This window comes from Pseudoxanthomonas spadix (assembly GCF_003703395.1).
Lineage (GTDB): Bacteria > Pseudomonadota > Gammaproteobacteria > Xanthomonadales > Xanthomonadaceae > Pseudoxanthomonas_A > Pseudoxanthomonas_A spadix.
On sequence record NZ_RDQN01000004.1, the window covers coordinates 236,952 to 253,126 of the forward strand.

15 protein-coding genes and 1 pseudogene are annotated in these 16,175 nt (G+C 68.8%); 4 read left to right on the forward strand and 12 right to left on the reverse strand.

Going from position 1 to position 16,175, the window contains the following annotated elements:
* Positions 1-59 precede the first annotated feature (59 nt).
* A complete protein-coding gene (locus tag D9R12_RS08425; RefSeq protein WP_122229705.1) occupies positions 60-2,000 on the forward strand; it encodes a DEAD/DEAH box helicase in 1,941 nt (646 codons plus the stop codon).
* 132 nt (positions 2,001-2,132) lie between these two features.
* Positions 2,133-2,861 (forward strand): pseudouridine synthase, encoded by a 729-nt coding sequence (locus tag D9R12_RS08430; RefSeq protein ID WP_122229707.1) that lies wholly within the window; start codon positions 2,133-2,135, stop codon positions 2,859-2,861.
* A 217-nt stretch (positions 2,862-3,078) separates the two neighbouring features.
* On the opposite strand, the gene D9R12_RS08435 is transcribed toward D9R12_RS08430, so the two are convergent.
* Together D9R12_RS08435 and D9R12_RS08440 are read right to left on the reverse strand one after the other, a co-directional pair.
* Positions 3,079-4,023 carry a DMT family transporter gene (locus D9R12_RS08435; RefSeq protein ID WP_122229709.1) on the reverse strand — a complete coding sequence of 315 codons (945 nt, stop codon included), beginning with the start codon at positions 4,021-4,023 and terminating at the stop codon, positions 3,079-3,081.
* An 8-nt stretch (positions 4,024-4,031) separates the two neighbouring features.
* Positions 4,032-4,937 (reverse strand): DUF72 domain-containing protein, encoded by a 906-nt coding sequence (locus D9R12_RS08440; RefSeq protein WP_122229711.1) that lies wholly within the window; start codon positions 4,935-4,937, stop codon positions 4,032-4,034.
* A 329-nt stretch (positions 4,938-5,266) separates the two neighbouring features.
* On the opposite strand from D9R12_RS08440, the gene D9R12_RS08445 reads away from it, so the two are divergent.
* Positions 5,267-7,108, forward strand: a complete 1,842-nt coding sequence (locus D9R12_RS08445; protein WP_244671858.1) for an ABC transporter ATP-binding protein — start codon at positions 5,267-5,269, stop codon at positions 7,106-7,108.
* 200 nt (positions 7,109-7,308) lie between these two features.
* Positions 7,309-8,349, forward strand: a complete 1,041-nt coding sequence (locus D9R12_RS08450; protein WP_122229713.1) for a zinc-dependent alcohol dehydrogenase family protein — start codon at positions 7,309-7,311, stop codon at positions 8,347-8,349.
* A gap of 103 nt (positions 8,350-8,452) precedes the next feature.
* On the opposite strand, the gene D9R12_RS08455 is transcribed toward D9R12_RS08450, so the two are convergent.
* The 10 genes and pseudogenes from D9R12_RS08455 to miaB form a co-directional block, all read right to left on the reverse strand.
* Positions 8,453-9,349, reverse strand: coding sequence for a peptidylprolyl isomerase (locus D9R12_RS08455; protein ID WP_425479085.1), 897 nt, complete (start codon positions 9,347-9,349; stop codon positions 8,453-8,455).
* 378 nt (positions 9,350-9,727) lie between these two features.
* A pseudogene (locus tag D9R12_RS08460) lies at positions 9,728-9,943 on the reverse strand (glycoside hydrolase family 97 C-terminal domain-containing protein); the annotation flags it as partial.
* Between the two features lie 11 nt (positions 9,944-9,954).
* Positions 9,955-10,143: a hypothetical protein gene (locus tag D9R12_RS15580; protein ID WP_147475066.1), complete on the reverse strand. Its 189-nt coding sequence runs from the start codon at positions 10,141-10,143 to the stop codon at positions 9,955-9,957.
* A gap of 46 nt (positions 10,144-10,189) precedes the next feature.
* Positions 10,190-11,380 carry a lipoprotein N-acyltransferase Lnb domain-containing protein gene (locus tag D9R12_RS08465; RefSeq protein ID WP_014161305.1) on the reverse strand — a complete coding sequence of 397 codons (1,191 nt, stop codon included), beginning with the start codon at positions 11,378-11,380 and terminating at the stop codon, positions 10,190-10,192.
* Complete coding sequence (locus tag D9R12_RS08470; protein WP_043290587.1) at positions 11,380-12,243, reverse strand: CorC family transporter; 864 nt, start codon at positions 12,241-12,243, stop codon at positions 11,380-11,382. Before D9R12_RS08470 ends, D9R12_RS08465 begins: the two co-directional genes overlap by 1 nt.
* 78 nt (positions 12,244-12,321) lie before the next feature.
* On the reverse strand, positions 12,322-12,930 hold the full coding sequence (locus D9R12_RS08475; RefSeq protein ID WP_244671865.1) for a hypothetical protein: 609 nt from the start codon (positions 12,928-12,930) through the stop codon (positions 12,322-12,324).
* A gap of 5 nt (positions 12,931-12,935) precedes the next feature.
* Complete coding sequence (gene ybeY, locus D9R12_RS08480) at positions 12,936-13,433, reverse strand: rRNA maturation RNase YbeY (RefSeq protein WP_014161302.1); 498 nt, start codon at positions 13,431-13,433, stop codon at positions 12,936-12,938.
* A gap of 12 nt (positions 13,434-13,445) precedes the next feature.
* On the reverse strand, positions 13,446-14,429 hold the full coding sequence (locus tag D9R12_RS08485; protein ID WP_122229715.1) for a PhoH family protein: 984 nt from the start codon (positions 14,427-14,429) through the stop codon (positions 13,446-13,448).
* 57 nt (positions 14,430-14,486) lie between these two features.
* A complete protein-coding gene (locus D9R12_RS15910; RefSeq protein ID WP_014161300.1) occupies positions 14,487-14,678 on the reverse strand; it encodes a hypothetical protein in 192 nt (63 codons plus the stop codon).
* Positions 14,675-16,174, reverse strand: coding sequence for a tRNA (N6-isopentenyl adenosine(37)-C2)-methylthiotransferase MiaB (gene miaB / locus D9R12_RS08495; RefSeq protein WP_122229717.1), 1,500 nt, complete (start codon positions 16,172-16,174; stop codon positions 14,675-14,677). Before miaB ends, D9R12_RS15910 begins: the two co-directional genes overlap by 4 nt.
* Position 16,175: the final 1 nt, after the last annotated feature.

Here is a 16,175-nt window from a genome sequence, read left to right on the forward strand (position 1 = left end):
GGCAGGACAGGCCGCCAGGGCGCACAATAGGCGGCCACAGACGCTGTCCGAGTTGCATCATGTCTTCCGAAAACGCCGCAGCCGCGGTGCCGTTCTCCGCCCTTGGCCTGTCCGCGCCGGTCATGGCCGCCCTGGCCACCGTCGGCTACGAATCGCCATCGCCGATCCAGGCCGCGACCATCCCGGCGCTGCTGGCCGGACGCGACGTGCTGGGCACCGCGCAGACCGGGACCGGCAAGACCGCGGCCTTCGCCTTGCCGGTGCTCTCCAACCTGGACCTGGCCGCCGGCAAGCCGCAGGCGCTGGTCCTGGCGCCGACCCGCGAGCTGGCCATCCAGGTCGCCGAGGCCTTCCAGAAGTACGCCGCCTCGATCCCCGGGTTCCATGTGCTGCCGATCTACGGCGGCCAGGCCTACGCGCCGCAGCTGCAGGCGCTCAAACGCGGCGTGCACGTGGTGGTCGGGACGCCCGGCCGGGTGATCGACCACCTCGAGCGCGGCTCGCTGGACCTGTCCGGTCTTGCCACCCTGGTCCTGGACGAAGCCGACGAAATGCTGCGCATGGGCTTCATCGACGATGTCGAGACGGTGCTGAAGAAGACCCCGGAAACGCGCCAGGTGGCGTTGTTCTCGGCGACCATGCCGCCGGCCATCCGCCGCATCGCCCAGACCTACCTGAAGGATCCGGTCGAGGTGAACATCGCGGCCAGGACCACGACCTCGGCCAACATCACCCAGCGCTACTGGTTCGTCTCGGGCCTGCACAAGCTCGACGCGCTGACCCGGATCCTGGAAGCCGAACCGTTCGACGGCATGATCATCTTCGTGCGCACCAAGGCGGCCACCGAAGAACTGGCCCAGAAGCTGCAGGCCCGCGGCCTGGCCGCGGCCGCGATCAACGGCGACATGCAGCAGGCCGCGCGCGAAAAGACCATCGCCCAGCTCAAGGACGGCAAGCTGGACATCCTGGTGGCCACCGACGTGGCCGCGCGCGGCCTGGACGTGGAGCGCGTGAGCCACGTGCTGAACTACGACATTCCCTACGACACCGAAAGCTACGTGCACCGCATCGGCCGCACCGGCCGCGCCGGCCGCGCCGGCGACGCGATCCTGTTCGTGACCCCGCGCGAGAAATCGATGCTGCGCGCGATCGAGCGGGCCACCCGCCAGCCGATCACCGAGATGCAGCTGCCCAGCGTGGACGACGTCAACGACCGGCGCGTGGCCAGGTTCCTGGCCCGGATCACCGACACCCTGGCCAGCGGCGAGGCGGGCCAGTACCGCGCGCTGATCGAAGGCTACGAGCGCGAGCACAACGTGCCGGCGGTGGACATCGCCGCCGCGCTGGCGCGCCTGCTGCAGGGCGATACGCCGCTGCTGCTGTCGGCCGAACGCAGCCAGGCGCGCAGCAGCGCCGAGGCCCTCGGCGAGCGCAACCCGCGTGCCGACCGTGCGCGCTACGAAGGCGAGCGCAGCGGCCCGTTCGGCGCGGCCCCGGCGCGTGCCCAGCGCAGCGAGCACCCGCGCGCCGAGCGTGGGCCGCGCACTGCGCCGCAGCCTGCCGATGCGTCGTTGCCGGCCGCCGCCGAGCGTGCGCGCCGCGCGCCGTCCGCCCCGGCCGGCGAGGCCGAGGTCGGCATGGAGCGCTACCGCATCGAGGTCGGCCACGCCCACGGCGTCAAGCCGGCCAACATCGTCGGCGCCATCGCCAACGAGGCCGGACTGGAAAGCCGCTACATCGGCCGCATCGACATCCAGGAGGACCATTCGGTGCTGGACCTGCCCGAAGGCATGCCGCGCGAGCTGCTGATGCACCTGAAGAAGGTCTGGGTGTCCGGCCAGCAGCTGCGCATCCACAAGCTGGGCGAGGATGCCGGCGAGCAGGCGCCGCGCAAGTTCAAGCCGGCCGCCGCGCGCACCGACGCGCGCCCGCGCAGCTTCAAGTCCGCGCCCAAGGCCCCGGCCAAGCCACACCGCAAGGGCCCGCCAAAGCCGTCGTGAAGCGCCGCCGCGTGGGGGAGAGGTTGCGCTCCTGGGCACAGACCTGCCGGCATGGCGCGCGCGGGGAGAAGAGGCCCAAAGCGCGGCGCGGCGCTTTCGTGCGCGCCGCTTGGCCTGCCCGATAATGGCGCAATGACCGAAGCCACCCGCCTCAACAAGCACATCGCCCAGACCGGGTTCTGTTCGCGCCGTGAGGCCGACCGCCTGATCGGCGAGCGCCGGGTCACCGTCAACGGCCATCCGGCCGGCACCGGCGCGGTGGTCGGCGAAGGCGACGTGGTCCTGATCGATGGCCAGCCGCTGCGCGCACGGGCCACGGTCAGGACCGGCGGCCGGCGCCACGTGTACATCATGCTCAACAAGCCGGTGGGCATCACCTGCACCACCGAGCGCACGGTCAAGGGCAACATCGTCGACTTCGTCGGCCACGAGCAGCGCATCTTCCCGGTTGGCCGGCTGGACAAGGACTCGGAAGGGTTGATCCTGCTGACCAGCAACGGCGAGATCGTCAACCAGATCCTGCGCGCCGAAAACCGCCACGAAAAGGAATACCTGGTGGAGGTCAACCGCCCGGTCACCGAGGAGTTCCTGCGCGGCATGGCCAGGGGCGTGCGCATCCACGACCAGATGACCCTGCCGTGCCGCACCTCGCGCCTGGCCAGGTTCGGTTTCCGGATCACCCTGACCCAGGGCCTGAACCGGCAGATCCGGCTGATGTCGGCGGCTTTCGGCTACCGCGTCACCCAGCTGCGCCGGGTACGCATTGACAACATCCGGCTGGGGCCGCTCAAGCCCGGCCGCTGGCGTAACCTGACCGACGCCGAGCTGCGCGGCCTGCTGCCGGACATGCAGCACTGGTAACAGGGACATCTTCCGTCGGGTCAGCGTAGGGCGGGTCTTGACCCGCCAATCCCCCACGCGAGGGAATGCTTTTGCATTGGCGGCTGCGCGTCGGCGCGCTTGGCTTTGCCGATCACCTTCCTTGCATGCATCCGCGATCGCGACCGTGCCGGGCTGGCGGCTCCAAGGGCCGCCCACGTTGTCCGCGCGGTGGCTCCACGAGCCCCGGTCGGGAGGATCAGTCCGCCACGCCCTTGGCTTCGGAAGTGGCCAGCAGTTCCGGATGCACCACCGGCCTGCGCCGGGCGAACAGGGGTTGGGCGAACACCGCCAGCAGGATGATGGCCACGCCGAGGTAGAACTGTCCGGTGAGCTGGCGCTGCTCCCCCAGCAGCAGCATCGCCAGCACGATCGCGTAGACCGGCTCCAGGTTGGTCGCCAGCTGCATGCCATAGGCGCTGACATGGCGCAGCGCGGCCAAGGCCATGGCAAAGGGCAGCAGGGTGCAGGCCAGCGCCAGCACCAGCAGCAGCGCACCGTCGTGCAGGCCGGGCATCACCAGCAGGCTGCCGCCGAAGCCGGGGACCAGCGCCATCAGCGGCGCCAGCGCGGTCAGCAGCACGGTGCCGGCGCCCAGTTCCAGGGCGGTGACGGTCAGCGGCTGGCCGCCTTCGACCATGCGCTTGTTGAGCGAGCCGAACACCGCCACCAGCAGTGCCGACAGCGCGCCGACCGCGACCCCGGCGCGCATCGCGTGCGGCACGCCGCCCACCACCAGCGCTACCCCGGGCAGGGTGGCCAGGCCGAACAGCAGCTCGCGCAGGTCGAAGGGGCGCCTGGCCAGCCACGGTTCGATCAGCGCGGTGAATGCCGGCGAGAGCGCGATGCAGGTCGCGGCCACCGAGGCGTTGGCCAGCTTGATCGCGCCGTAGAAGGTCAGCCAGTGCAGGGACACCAGCGCGCCGATCCCGGCATAGGCCCAGCGCCGGCGTGCGGGCATCGCCCCCAGGCCGCGCCACACCGCAGGCAGCAGGGCCAGGGCGAGCACCACGAGCAGCATGCGCCACCACACCAGCGGCAGGGCGGGCAGGGTGATCAGCTTGCCCAGGATGGCGGTGAAGCCCCACAGCAGCACGCAGACATGAACCTGGAGATGGGCTTTGGCAGGGACCGGGGCGTTCATTGCGCGCATTATCGCCGCTGCACGCCGGCCGCGTCCCCTTGCGCCGGGCTGGGCCGGGGCTCGCCTCGCAGGCGCTGCAGCAGCGCCATCGCCGCGGCCGGATTGCGTTCCTTGGCCGCAGCGATGAAGAACACGAACACCTCGCGCGGTTGTTTCGGTGCCGGGGTCGGGTCCACATGCGGCAGTTCCTGCGGATCACCGCCGGCCTGCCAGATCCTGGCGCGTCGGGCCCAGGCGTCGAGTTCGGCGGCCGGATAGCCGCAGGGCTCGCTGCTGCGGCTGGCCATCAGCCGGGCGTAGACCAGGTCGCTGGTGATGTCGGCGAACGAGGGATACCGCTCCGATTCGGAAAACACCGTGCCCATGCCGTGGCTGCGCGCCAGCGCCAGCAAGTCGGGGGTGATGAAGGCCGCATCGCGCACGTCCAGCACGTGGCGCAGCGGGCGTGATCCGGCCTTTTTCGGCAGCAGGTCGAGGAAGGCGGCAAAATCCTCGCCATCGAGCCTGCGCCCGGCGTCGAATTGCCACACCAGCGGCCCCAGCTTGTCGCCCAGCGTGGCGATGCCGCCGATGAAATCCTCCACCTGCGCGCCGGTGCCGGCCAGCCTGCGCGCCTGGGTGATGCGCCTGGGTGCCTTGGCCGAGAACACGAACCGGTCCGGCGTGGCATCGCGCCATTTGGCGTAGGTCGCCGGCGGCTGGGTGCGGTAATAGGTGCCGTTGATCTCGAGCGCGCTGAGGTGGCTGCTGGCATATTCCAGTTCCAGCCGCTGCGCCAGCCCGGGCGGATAGAAAGTGCCGCGCCACGGCGGGTACACCCAGCCGCCGATGCCGACCCGGATCCCCGGCGGCGTGCTGGTGTCGGCGGCCAACGGCTTGGTCGTGGCAGGCGGTGCGGGGCGGGTGCGGGTCATGTGACGGGGTCCTGGGGTGGCGTGGCAGCCTAGTACCGCAACCCGAAGATATCGAAACGTGAAAGCGCGTCTTCAAGCCCAGGGCGGCGTTGCAAGCCTTGCCAAGGCGGCCAGCCTTGGCGGCGGCTTGCGCCTTGCCCTGGACTTGAATCCACCACTTTCACCATGTTCCGTTATCTCCGGGCTACGGTACTGGCGGCGCTGCCGTGCCAGGGCAGATGAATTGCCGAATCTCACCCGCAGTAGCGCGCTGCAAGTCATGGTCCATCGAAACAGGACGCCAACGCGGCAATGAGATACTGCCCAAGCCCGCCGCACGCAGCATCCCGATGATCTTCCGCTGGTTCGAAAACCTGATCGATGTGTTCGATCGTCCCGACCACGGGACCCCGCCGGACAACCTGCTGCGCTTCTACGCCCACTACCTGCGGCGCGGGCGCTGGGTGCTGGCCTCGATGTTCGTGGTCGGCTTTGCAGTGGCGCTGGTGGAAGTGGCGCTGTTCGGTTTCCTCGGCAAGCTGGTGGACCTGGCCAAGGCCGAGGCGGCGGCCGGCTTCTTCGACCGGCATGGCCCGCAGCTGCTGGGGATGGCGGCGGTGGCCATCATCCTGCGCCCGCTGCTGATGGCCCTGGGCGACCTGCTGATGCACCAGGCCGTGACCCCGGCGCTGACCGCGCGCATCCGCTGGCAGCAGCACCGCCACGTGGTGCGCCAGAGCCTGTCCTTCTTCCAGAACGACTACGCCGGGCGGATCGCCAACCGGATCATGCAGACCGGCGCGTCGCTGCGCGAATCGGCGGTGCAGCTGGTCGATGCGCTGTGGTACGTGGCCGTCTACACCGGCAGCGCGCTGTTCCTGTTCGCCCAGGCCGACTGGCGCCTGATGCTGCCGCTGACCGGCTGGCTGCTGGCCTACATCGCGACCCTGGCGGTGTTCGTGCCACGGGTGAAGGAGCGTTCCTGGCGGGCCTCGGAGTCCAAGTCGCAGCTGATGGGCCGGGTGGTGGACGGCTACACCAACATCGCCACGCTCAAGCTGTTCCCGCACGAGCGGCGCGAGGACGACTACGTGGCCCAGGCCGTGCGCGAGAACCTGGACAAGGTCCGGCGCATGACCCGCCTGACCACGTCCATGGACGTCACCATCGCCGTGCTCAACGGCCTGATGATCGCCGGCACCGCCGGCCTGGGGTTGTGGCTGTGGCAGCGCGGCTCGATCACGATCGGCGCCATCGCCCTGTCCACCGGGCTGGTGATCCGCATCGAGAACATGTCCGGCTGGATCATGTGGGTGGTCAACGGCCTGTTCGAGGACATCGGCACGGTCCAGGACGGCATGCAGACGGTGGCCAGGCCGCACACGGTGACCGATGCGCCAGGCGCCAGGCCGCTGCAGGTCACCCGCGGCGCGATAAGGTTCGAAGGTATTCATTTCCATTACGGCAAGCGCGGCGGGGTGATCGCCGGGCTGGACCTGGAGGTGCGCCCGGGCGAGAAGATCGGCCTGGTCGGCCCCTCCGGCGCCGGCAAGTCCACCCTGGTCAACGTGTTGCTGCGGCTGTACGACCTGGAGGCCGGACGCATCCTGATCGACGGCCAGGACATCGCCGGGGTGACCCAGGCCAGCCTGCGCAGCCAGATCGGCGTGGTCACCCAGGACACCTCGCTGCTGCACCGCTCGATCCTGGACAACCTGCGCTACGGCCGCCCCGACGCCACGCCCGGGCAGATCGCCGCGGCCATCGCCCAGGCCCGGGCCGAGGATTTCATCCGGACCCTGGTCGACGGCGAGGGCCGCACCGGCCTGGACGCGCACGTGGGCGAACGCGGGGTCAAGCTGTCCGGCGGCCAGCGCCAGCGCATCGCCATCGCCCGGGTGCTGCTCAAGGACGCGCCGATCCTGCTGCTGGACGAGGCCACCTCGGCCCTGGATTCGGAGGTGGAAGCAGCCATCCAGGACAGCCTGGACACCTTGATGCAGGGCAAGACGGTGATCGCCATCGCCCACCGGCTTTCGACCATCGCGCGCATGGACCGGCTGGTGGTGATGGATGCCGGCCGGATCGTGGAAACCGGCACCCATGCCGAACTGGTCGCCCGCGGCGGCCTGTACGCGCGCCTGTGGCAGCGCCAGACCGGCGGCTTCGTCGCCGCCGAAGCGGTGTCGTGATCGGTTGTCCGGTTGAGGGTGCATTGTCTCCGTTGCAGTGCGCTCTGGCCGCTGCTGGCGCGGATCGGGCTGGCGATGGAAGGTCGGAGGCGACAGCCCCGGTAGCGCGGCCCCCGGGTGGGGCGCCGGCCATTGATTTGCGTCAATGGCGTTTGCACCGGCCTGGCTATACTCGATAAGACATTCATAGGAGAAGGTCCATGAAAGCGTTGATCTATCGGGGCCCCGGCAAGAAGGAATGGGCCGAAAAGGCAAAGCCTGCGCTGCTCAAGTCCACCGACGCGATCGTCCGCATCACCCACACCACCATCTGCGGCACCGACCTGCATATCCTCAAGGGTGACGTGCCGGAGGTCGAAGCCGGACGCACCCTCGGCCATGAGGGGGTGGGCGTGATCGAGGAAGTCGGCGAGGCGGTGGGCAATTTCAAGAAGGGCGACCGGGTGCTGATCTCCTGCATCACCTCATGCGGCCGCTGCGAATACTGCAAGAAACGCCTCTACGCGCACTGCACCGACGGCGGCTGGATCCTGGGTCACCTGATCGATGGCACCCAGGCCGAATACGTGCGCATCCCGCATGCGGACAACAGCCTCTATCCGGCGCCCGAAGGCGTGGACCCGGAAGCGCTGGTGATGCTCAGCGACATCCTGCCCACCGGCTTCGAGATCGGCGTGCTCTACGGCCAGGTGCAGCCCAGCGACACGGTGGCCATCGTCGGCGCCGGCCCGATCGGCATGGCGGTGCTGCTGACCGCGCAATTCTATTCGCCCTCGCGCATCATCATGGTCGATACCGACCCGGCGCGGCTGGAGGTTTCGCGCAGGTTCGGTGCCACCGACACCGTCGATGCCAGTGACGGCAAGGCCGTCGAGGCGGTGATGGCCCTGACCGGCGGCAAGGGCGTGGACGTGGCGGTCGAGGCGGTCGGCATCCCGGCCACGTTCGACACCTGCCAGTCGATCATCGCCCCGGGCGGTCACATCGCCAATGTCGGCGTCCACGGCAAGCCGGTGGAACTGCACCTGGAAAAGCTGTGGATCAAGAACATCACCCTGACCACCGGCCTGGTCTGTACCCACAGCACGCCGATGCTGCTGCAGACGGTGGCCTCGGGCAAGGTGAAGCCCGAACAGCTGGTGACCCACCGCTTCGCGCTCGACGATGTGATCCAGGCCTACGAGGTGTTCGGCAACGCCGCACGCGAGAAGGCGATGAAGGTGGTGCTGAAGGCGGGCTGAGCCGGCCTGGCCTGTTCCTGGTTCGCGCACATTGGCATGGATGCCGATGTGCATTTGCACGATGCTGCTGGCTGAGCGGCGCCGGCGCGAGGCGACCGCAGGCTCAGCCAGCGGCCGGGGTGCGCACCGGCAGCGGCACGTTGCACAGGTCGATGTGCCCGGCCGGACGCTTGTAGAAATCATCCACGCGGTTGCGCTTGGACTCGGCCACATCGCGGAAGGTCTGGCTGTCGGTCCGCAGCAGTTCCAGCGGGGTGCGCTCGGCCACCGGCAGCTCGCTGGCCAGGCGAATCGAGCGGATCGGTGTGCGCAGCGCAGGATCTGGGTAGAAGCCCATCGGGTCCGGGCCGCGCCTGATCGTGCTCAGCAGTTCCATGCCCTTGACCACGCGACCGACCACGGTGATGTTGTCGTCCAGCTGGCGCGGCGACTGGCCGATGGTCACGTACAGCTCGGCGCCGATGCTGCTGTCATCGGCGTTGTTGCGGCCCGCGCCCAGCGTGCCGTAGCAGTGAGCCAGCCAGGCCTTGCCATGGGCGCCATCGCGCGCGGCCGGGAAGCCGTCGACGAAGCCGACCTGCGGGGCCCAGCCGTCGCTGTCGGGGATCTTCTGGAAATCCAGTCCCTTCGCGCTGCGATGAAACTCGGCCGGCAGGTGGGTCCTGGCCGTGCCCAGCGGCTTGGCCTTGGCCGGGTCCTCGCCATCGGCATCGCCAAACTGGACCACGAAGTTGTCCTGCGCGCGGTAGATGCTGGTGCCGTCCCAGAAATGCTCGCGGGCGAGGGTCGTGATGTTGGCCACGTGCTCGGGCGCGAACTGCGGCGCCAGTTCGATCACCACCCGGCCACTGGCCAGCTCCAGGTACAGCGTGCGATCCGGGTCGAGCATGCGCCAGTGGCTGGCCGGCGAGGCCTCCAGGATCTGCTGGCTGCTGCGGTAGGGCCGCCTTTCGGCGGCCGGCAGGGCAGCGCCGGCCGCGGCCGCGAACACGGACAGCAGGACAAGGGTCAGGCGCGCGGTCGTCGGCATGCGGGGCTCGGCATTCAGGAGCGAGCGCTTGATTCTGAGGGCAGGTTTCCCGGGGCGCCAGCAGCGCTGCTCGCGGGCATGGGTTGCGACTCGCGTGTGGCCAGCCAGCAATCCGCCGGCCCGCCTCTGCCCCCTCCCTTTCGCGCTTTTGCGAAGGGGAGGGCCGGGGGAGGGGTTGCTTGTACGCGCTTGCCCGAAGCAACAGCAACAGCACCCCTCCCAACCCTCCCCTGCTGCGCAAGGGAGGGCTCAACAGCACGCTTCCCAACTTCCCCTGCTGCGCAAGGGAGGGCGCAACGGCGATGGCTGTCTTGCAGGCTGGGTCAGGGCCGGCGCGGTGTTCACCGTTTAGTGCGCGACGAAGCGGATCGCCTGGCCGCCGCCGGGGGCCAGTTTCAGGGTCAGCGTGTCGGCGCTGGTGACCTGGCGCGACTGGATCGTCACCGCTTCGGGGTTGCTGGCCCAGTGCGCATCGTCGGCATCGCGATAGATCTGCGCGGTGTAGCGCCTGCCGGGCGTCAGGAAATCCAGCCTGGCCTGCAGCGTGCGTGGCTGCGCGTCGGTGACATCGGCCATCATGAAACCCAGCCGCGAGGACGCAATGACCGGCTTGCGTTGCGCAACACCCGATAGCTCGGGCGCCCGTGCGGATCGGTCTCCAGCTCCACCGACAGCACCTTACCTGGCGAATCGACGCGCAACGGCGCAGCACGCGCAGCCAGCGGCGTACAGATCAGGAAGACAGCAGTGAGCAGACGCAGCATGCGGGGTGGTCCAGCCGGAGATGACCGGCATGCTCACCCGCGATGATCAGCGCGACAAGCTGCGCTGCACGGTGAATACGTATGCAAGCGCCAGATGCACCGGCACCAGCAGCGCGACCCAGGCCATGTTGGCCTGCACGTTGAACGGGAACCAGTGCAGCATCCACGCCAGCAGCGCCAGCGCCGCCACGCCGCGCAGCAGCCAGCGTGACCAGGCCTTCAGCGTCCGTCCGCGCAGCGCCCGCACCGCGGCCGGCAGCAGCAGCACGCACAGCGGATCGAGCAGCAACAGGTTGCGGTTGGCCCAGCCGGCGATGTGGCTGGTGCCGAACCAGATGAACAGCATCAGCGCGCCAGCCAGTGTGCACACGATCCAGAACAGCAGCGCCACGGCTGCGACCACCCGCCGCCGGCGCGCACCGATCCACACCAGGGCCAGGGCGATCCCCATGCCGGCCAGCAGCCACGGCCACCACCGGCGCGCGGTCTCTGGCGGCTCCGGTGCGATGCGGTGCGGCAAGAGTTGCTGGGTCTGCTGGACCAGCGGGCGGCCCTGGGTGTTGTCCACCTCCGCCAGTGCCTCGGCCAGGCGCATCGGCACGAAGGATTCCTCCCAGCGCGAGAGCTGCTGGTCGGCATACGGGCCGAAGCCCAGATCGAAACCGATCCACATCCACCACGCCGGCGAGGCCAGGCGCACCGATTCGCTGCGATAGGTGTTGCCGCGCGAGCGGCCGGCCAGCTGCTTCTTCAGCGTGCCGCCCAATGCCGCGTCGAGCGCATCGCGGACCTGGGTGGCGCAGTTGTTGGTGAAGTAGTCGTAGGGATAGCGTGCGTTTTCCGGGCGCGCGCGCAAGGCCAGCGCATCGGCCAGCGCCTGCGCCTGCGGTGCGGTCAGGTCCAGCCATTGGATCGACACGCCGCGGCCTTCGGCGCGATAGCTTTCCAGGTCCTGTTGCACGGGCAGGGCGACCAGGTAATACAGCATCTTGCCGTCGATGAAGCGGCCCATGAAATCAGGCTCGTCCGGATCGAAGAAGCCGAAGTTGTACGAGGTCGCCTGGCCGGAGTCCGGATCGGCCACCACGATCGCGTCATGGCCGAAGCGCTCGAAGAACACCTGGCCCGGCTGCATGGTCATCACCCCGATGCGCGGCGCGGCGGTGGCCGCGCAGGCGAGCAGCGAGAGCAGCAGCGCGCACCCGGCGCGCGCCAGCAGGCAGGACAGGCGCGGCATCAGCTGTCGGACAGCACGCCGACGTGGAAGGCATGCACCCGGCGCCCATCGGCACGCGCCACGCGGAAGGCGAAGCGCCCCAGGGTCAGCTCCTCGCCGGTCTCGGGCAGGTGCCCCATCGCATCGGTCACCAGGCCGCCGACGGTGTCGTATTCGTCATCCGGAAAATCGGCGCCGAAACGCGCGTTGAAATCCTCGATCGGCGTCAGTGCATCGACCACGTACTGGCCATCGGCCTGGGCGGCGATCAGGTTGGCTTCGTCGTCGGCCTCGTCGTGCTCGTCGTCGATCTCGCCGACGATCTGCTCCAGCACGTCCTCGATGGTGACAAGGCCGGCCACGCCGCCATATTCGTCCACCACCAGCGCCATGTGGTTGCGCGAGAGACGGAACTCCTTGAGCAGGACGTTGAGCTTCTTCGATTCCGGGATCAGCACCGCCGGACGCAGCAGTTCGCGCACCGTGCCCGGGCCCTGGTCAGCGACCACCCCGCGCAGCAGGTCCTTGGCCAGCAAAATGCCCAGGATCTCGTCCTTGTTCTCGCCATGCACCGGAAAGCGCGAATGGCCCGATTCGACCACCTGCCGCATCAGCTCCAGGAACGGGGTGTCCGCCGGCAGCGAGACCATCTGCGATCGCGAGATCATGACATCACCCACGGTGAGCTCGGCCACCGACATGGCTCCTTCCATCATCTTGAGCGTGTCCGGTTCGAGCAGCCCGTTGTGCTGGGCGTCGCGCAGCAGCGCGAGCAGGTCTTCGCGCGATTCGGGTTCACCGGAGAACGCATGGCTCAGGCGTTCCAACCAGCTGCGGCGTTTCTCGGGCAGTTCCGACGCGGTTGTACTGTCGTCTTCTGACATCGGGCGGTGAGCGGCACCCGGCGATCGCGGGCGTGGCCGGCAGTCTAGCAGAACGTTTTCGCAGGCTCTGCCAGGGGATCAGGGCGCGGTGGCGGCCGTGGTGGCAGACGCGGTGGGCGCCGGCGCGGGATCTTCGGTGTCCAGGTTGTAGCTGCAGCCGACCAGAGTCTTGCCCGGGTGGCTGGCCACGTTGGACACGTTGAGGATGATGGCCTGGATCAGGGTCTGGCCGCTGGCCGGATCGGTCTGCTCGGTCTGGCGCAACTGCTTGCCGAAGATGGCTTTTGCCGGCGTGTCGATGCCGGTTTCCAGGTCCAGCCGGTGGGCCAGCGGGCGCGGGTCGGGCAGGTCCAGGATGGCCATGATGCTGTCCCCGGCAAAGGCGATGTGCGAGCTGGCGTGGCCAAACACGCTGATCGGCTCGACCAGCGCGAATTCGGTCATGAACGGGTTGGCCTGCGGCAGCGGCTTCCAGCCCAGGGCCACGGCCTTGAGCGGGTCGCGCACGGCCGGCTGCAGGGCCAGGAAATCGGGCACCTCCTTGCGGCATTCGATCAGCGCGGCCAGATCCGGCGGCGCGCTCGGCGCAGCGCCCTTGGCGGTGGCCTTGTTCGCCTCGGCCGGCGCCTGCGCAGCGGCCGTTGCGATGCAGGCCGATGCGGCGATGCCTGCCGCTGCGCGCAACATCTGCCTCATGCCGGCCGCTCGGCCGCGTAGGGATCGTCGATGCCCAGCTCGGAAAGGATCTGGCGCTCCAGTTGTTCCATCGCCTCGGCCTCCTTGTCGTCGGCGTGGTCCCAACCCAGCAGATGCAGGGTGCCGTGCACGGTCAGGTGCGCGTAATGTGCGGCCAGCGCCTTGTCCTGGTCCCTGGCCTCGCGCGCGACCACCGGCGCGCAGATCACCAGATCGCCCAGCAGCGGCATGGTCACCCCCCTGGGCAGCTTGATCGTCTGGTCCAGCTGGCCGGGGAAGGACAGCACGTTGGTCGCATCGTCCTTGCCGCGGTAATGCCGGTTGAGCGCGCGGCCTTCCTTGGCATCGACCAGGCGGATGGCCAGGTCCGCCTCGCGGATCCGGCCCTTGAGCGCGGCCGCCACCCACTTGCGGAAACTCACCGCCGCCGGCAGCCCGACCCGCGGCAGCGCATAGCTCACCGCGACCTGCAGATGGATGGGACCCTGGGTCATGTCGAACCCAGCTTACGCCGGCTTGGCATCGGCGGCCTGGTCATCGCGCGCATCGTAGGCCCGCACGATGCGCGCCACCAGCGGATGGCGGACCACGTCGCGGGCGCCGAAGAAGCTGAAGGAAATCCCGTCCACGCCGCGCAAGACCTCCAGCGCGTCGGTCAGGCCCGAGCGGATGTGCTTGGGCAGGTCGGTCTGGCTCATGTCGCCGGTGACCACCGCGGTGCTGCCAAAGCCGATCCGGGTCAGGAACATCTTCATCTGCTCCACGGTGGTGTTCTGCGCCTCGTCCAGGATCACGAAGGCATCGTTGAGCGTGCGCCCGCGCATGTAGGCCAGCGGCGCGATCTCGATGACGTTCTTCTCCAGCAGCCTGGCGACCTTCTCCACCCCCAGCATCTCGTACAGCGCGTCGTAGAGCGGGCGCAGGTACGGGTCGACCTTCTGGCTCAGGTCACCGGGCAGAAAGCCCAGTTTTTCGCCGGCTTCCACCGCCGGGCGCACCAGGATCAGGCGCTGCACGCGTGCTTCGTTCAGGGCGTCCACGGCCATGGCCACGGCCAGGAAGGTCTTGCCGGTACCGGCCGGGCCGATGCCGAAGTTGATGTCGTGCGTGGCGATCGCGTGCAGGTAGGCCGCCTGGTTGGGGCCGCGGCCGCGCACGGTGCCGCGCTTGACCTTGATCGCCACCTCCTGCGGCGCATAGCCATCGCCGGCCAGGTGCTCGATGTTGGCCTCGTTCAGGCGCAGGTGGATCGCATCGGCATCGAACACTTCGCTGGCCGCCTCCTCGTACAGCGCACGCAGCAGCTGCTCGGTGGCCGCCGCGGCCCGGGCCGGGCCCTGCACGCGGAAGATGTTGCCGCGGTTGGAGATCTCCACGCCAAGTTTCAGTTCGATCTGGCGCAGGTGCGCGTCGAACGGCCCAGCCAGATTGGCCAGCTTCTCGGTGTCGTAGGGATCCAGGGTGAAATCGTGATGGGGGGAGGTGGTCATAGACGCTGGAGGGTAGCGCGCCGATCGGCAACCGGCCGTGTCGGCGCCGAACGGGATTCAGGCCAGCGCATCGGCGGTGGCGCGCGCGATCAGCCTTGGCCATGCCGCCGCTGCTGCGCAGGGCCACCTCGGTGTCGGTGGCCAGCCCGCTGCCAGCCAGCAGCGATTCTGGAAGCGCGTGCCGAAGTTGCCCGGCCGCCCCGACAGCGACATGCACAGGCGGGTGTCGCGGCTGATGCGCAGGCTCATGCGGCGGGCGCATCGCCGGCCACGGCCAGCCGGCCGCGCAGCGAGTTGGTCAGGGCCTGGGTGATCAGCACGTCCACGAACTGACCGATCATGCGTTTGGATCCGGGGAAGTTCACCGAGCGCATGTTCTCGGTCTTGCCGGTCAGCTCGTCGGGATTCTTGCGCGAAGGGCCTTCGACCAGCACGGTCTGCACGCTGCCGACCATCCGCTGCGAGATGCCGGCGGCATGGGCGTTGATCTGGGCCTGCAGGCGTTCCAGGCGGGCATGCTTGACCGCGGCGGGGGTGTGGTCGGGCAGGTCTGCCGCCGGGGTGCCCGGGCGGCGCGAGTAGATGAAGGAAAAGCTCTGGTCAAAGCCCACGTCCTGGATCAGCTTCATGGTCTTGTCAAAGTCCGCATCGGTCTCGCCGGGGAAGCCGACGATGAAGTCCGAGCTGATCGAGATGTCCGGCCGGACGCTGCGCAGCTTGCGGATCCTGGACTTGAACTCCAGCGCGGTGTAGCCGCGCTTCATCGCGCTGAGGATGCGGTCGCTGCCGGACTGGACCGGCAGATGCAGGTAGTGGGCCAGCTGCGGCACGTCGCGGTAGGCATCGATCAGCGAGTCGGAAAATTCCAGCGGGTGCGAGGTGGTGAAGCGGATCCGGCCCACGCCCTGGATCTGGGCGATGGCGCGGATCAGCATGCCCAGGTCGGCGAATTCACCTTCCTCGTCTGTCCCTTCAACCGGCGCGATGGGACCGCGATAGGCGTTGACGTTCTGGCCGAGCAGGTTGATCTCGCGCACACCCTGGGCAGCCAGTTGCGCCACTTCCACCAGCACGTCCTCGAACGGCCGGCTGACCTCGGTGCCGCGGGTGTAGGGCACCACGCAGAAGCTGCAGTACTTGCTGCAGCCTTCCATGATCGACACGAACGCAGACGGGCCTTCGGCACGCGGTTCGGGCAGGCGGTCGAACTTCTCGATCTCCGGGAAGCTGATGTCCACCTGCGGCCTGTTCTGTTCACGCCGGGCGCGGATCAGCTCGGGCAGCCGGTGCAGGGTCTGCGGGCCAAACACCAGGTCCACATACGGGGCGCGCTTGATGATGGCCTCACCTTCCTGCGAAGCCACGCAACCGCCGACGCCGATGATCACCTCACGGCCCTGGCCCTTGAGCCTGCTTTCCTTGAGCACGCGCCAGCGGCCGAGCTGGCTGAAGACCTTTTCCTGTGCCTTCTCGCGGATCGAGCAGGTATTGACCAGGACCACGTCGGCCTCTTCGGGGTTGTCGGTCAGCTCCAGCCCGTCGCTGGCGGCCAGCACGTCGGCCATCTTGGCCGAGTCGTACTCGTTCATCTGGCAACCGTGGGTCTTGATGTAGAGCTTTCCGCGCGCAGGCAAGCCTGCGCCGGGCTTGCCACGGGCCTGGCCGGGCGCTTGGCCCGCCACGGGCAGGGGCACAACGGGGAGCTCGCCCGGGGCGGGCGTGATGGTATCTGGCGTCCCGGTCATG

Excerpts from the sequence above, each read along its gene's own strand:
- D9R12_RS08425 (WP_122229705.1), top strand. The coding sequence starts at position 60 with ATGTCTTCCGAAAACGCCGCAGCCGCGGTGCCGTTCTCCGCCCTTGGC.
- D9R12_RS08430 (WP_122229707.1), top strand. The coding sequence starts at position 2,133 with ATGACCGAAGCCACCCGCCTCAACAAGCACATCGCCCAGACCGGGTTC.
- D9R12_RS08435 (WP_122229709.1), bottom strand. The coding sequence starts at position 4,023 with ATGAACGCCCCGGTCCCTGCCAAAGCCCATCTCCAGGTTCATGTCTGC.
- D9R12_RS08440 (WP_122229711.1), bottom strand. The coding sequence starts at position 4,937 with ATGACCCGCACCCGCCCCGCACCGCCTGCCACGACCAAGCCGTTGGCC.
- D9R12_RS08445 (WP_244671858.1), top strand. The coding sequence starts at position 5,267 with ATGATCTTCCGCTGGTTCGAAAACCTGATCGATGTGTTCGATCGTCCC.
- D9R12_RS08450 (WP_122229713.1), top strand. The coding sequence starts at position 7,309 with ATGAAAGCGTTGATCTATCGGGGCCCCGGCAAGAAGGAATGGGCCGAA.
- D9R12_RS15580 (WP_147475066.1), bottom strand. The coding sequence starts at position 10,143 with ATGCTGCGTCTGCTCACTGCTGTCTTCCTGATCTGTACGCCGCTGGCT.
- D9R12_RS08465 (WP_014161305.1), bottom strand. The coding sequence starts at position 11,380 with ATGCCGCGCCTGTCCTGCCTGCTGGCGCGCGCCGGGTGCGCGCTGCTG.
- D9R12_RS08470 (WP_043290587.1), bottom strand. The coding sequence starts at position 12,243 with ATGTCAGAAGACGACAGTACAACCGCGTCGGAACTGCCCGAGAAACGC.
- D9R12_RS08475 (WP_244671865.1), bottom strand. The coding sequence starts at position 12,930 with ATGTTGCGCGCAGCGGCAGGCATCGCCGCATCGGCCTGCATCGCAACG.
- ybeY (WP_014161302.1), bottom strand. The coding sequence starts at position 13,433 with ATGACCCAGGGTCCCATCCATCTGCAGGTCGCGGTGAGCTATGCGCTG.
- D9R12_RS08485 (WP_122229715.1), bottom strand. The coding sequence starts at position 14,429 with ATGACCACCTCCCCCCATCACGATTTCACCCTGGATCCCTACGACACC.
- D9R12_RS15910 (WP_014161300.1), bottom strand. The coding sequence starts at position 14,678 with ATGAGCCTGCGCATCAGCCGCGACACCCGCCTGTGCATGTCGCTGTCG.
- miaB (WP_122229717.1), bottom strand. The coding sequence starts at position 16,174 with ATGACCGGGACGCCAGATACCATCACGCCCGCCCCGGGCGAGCTCCCC.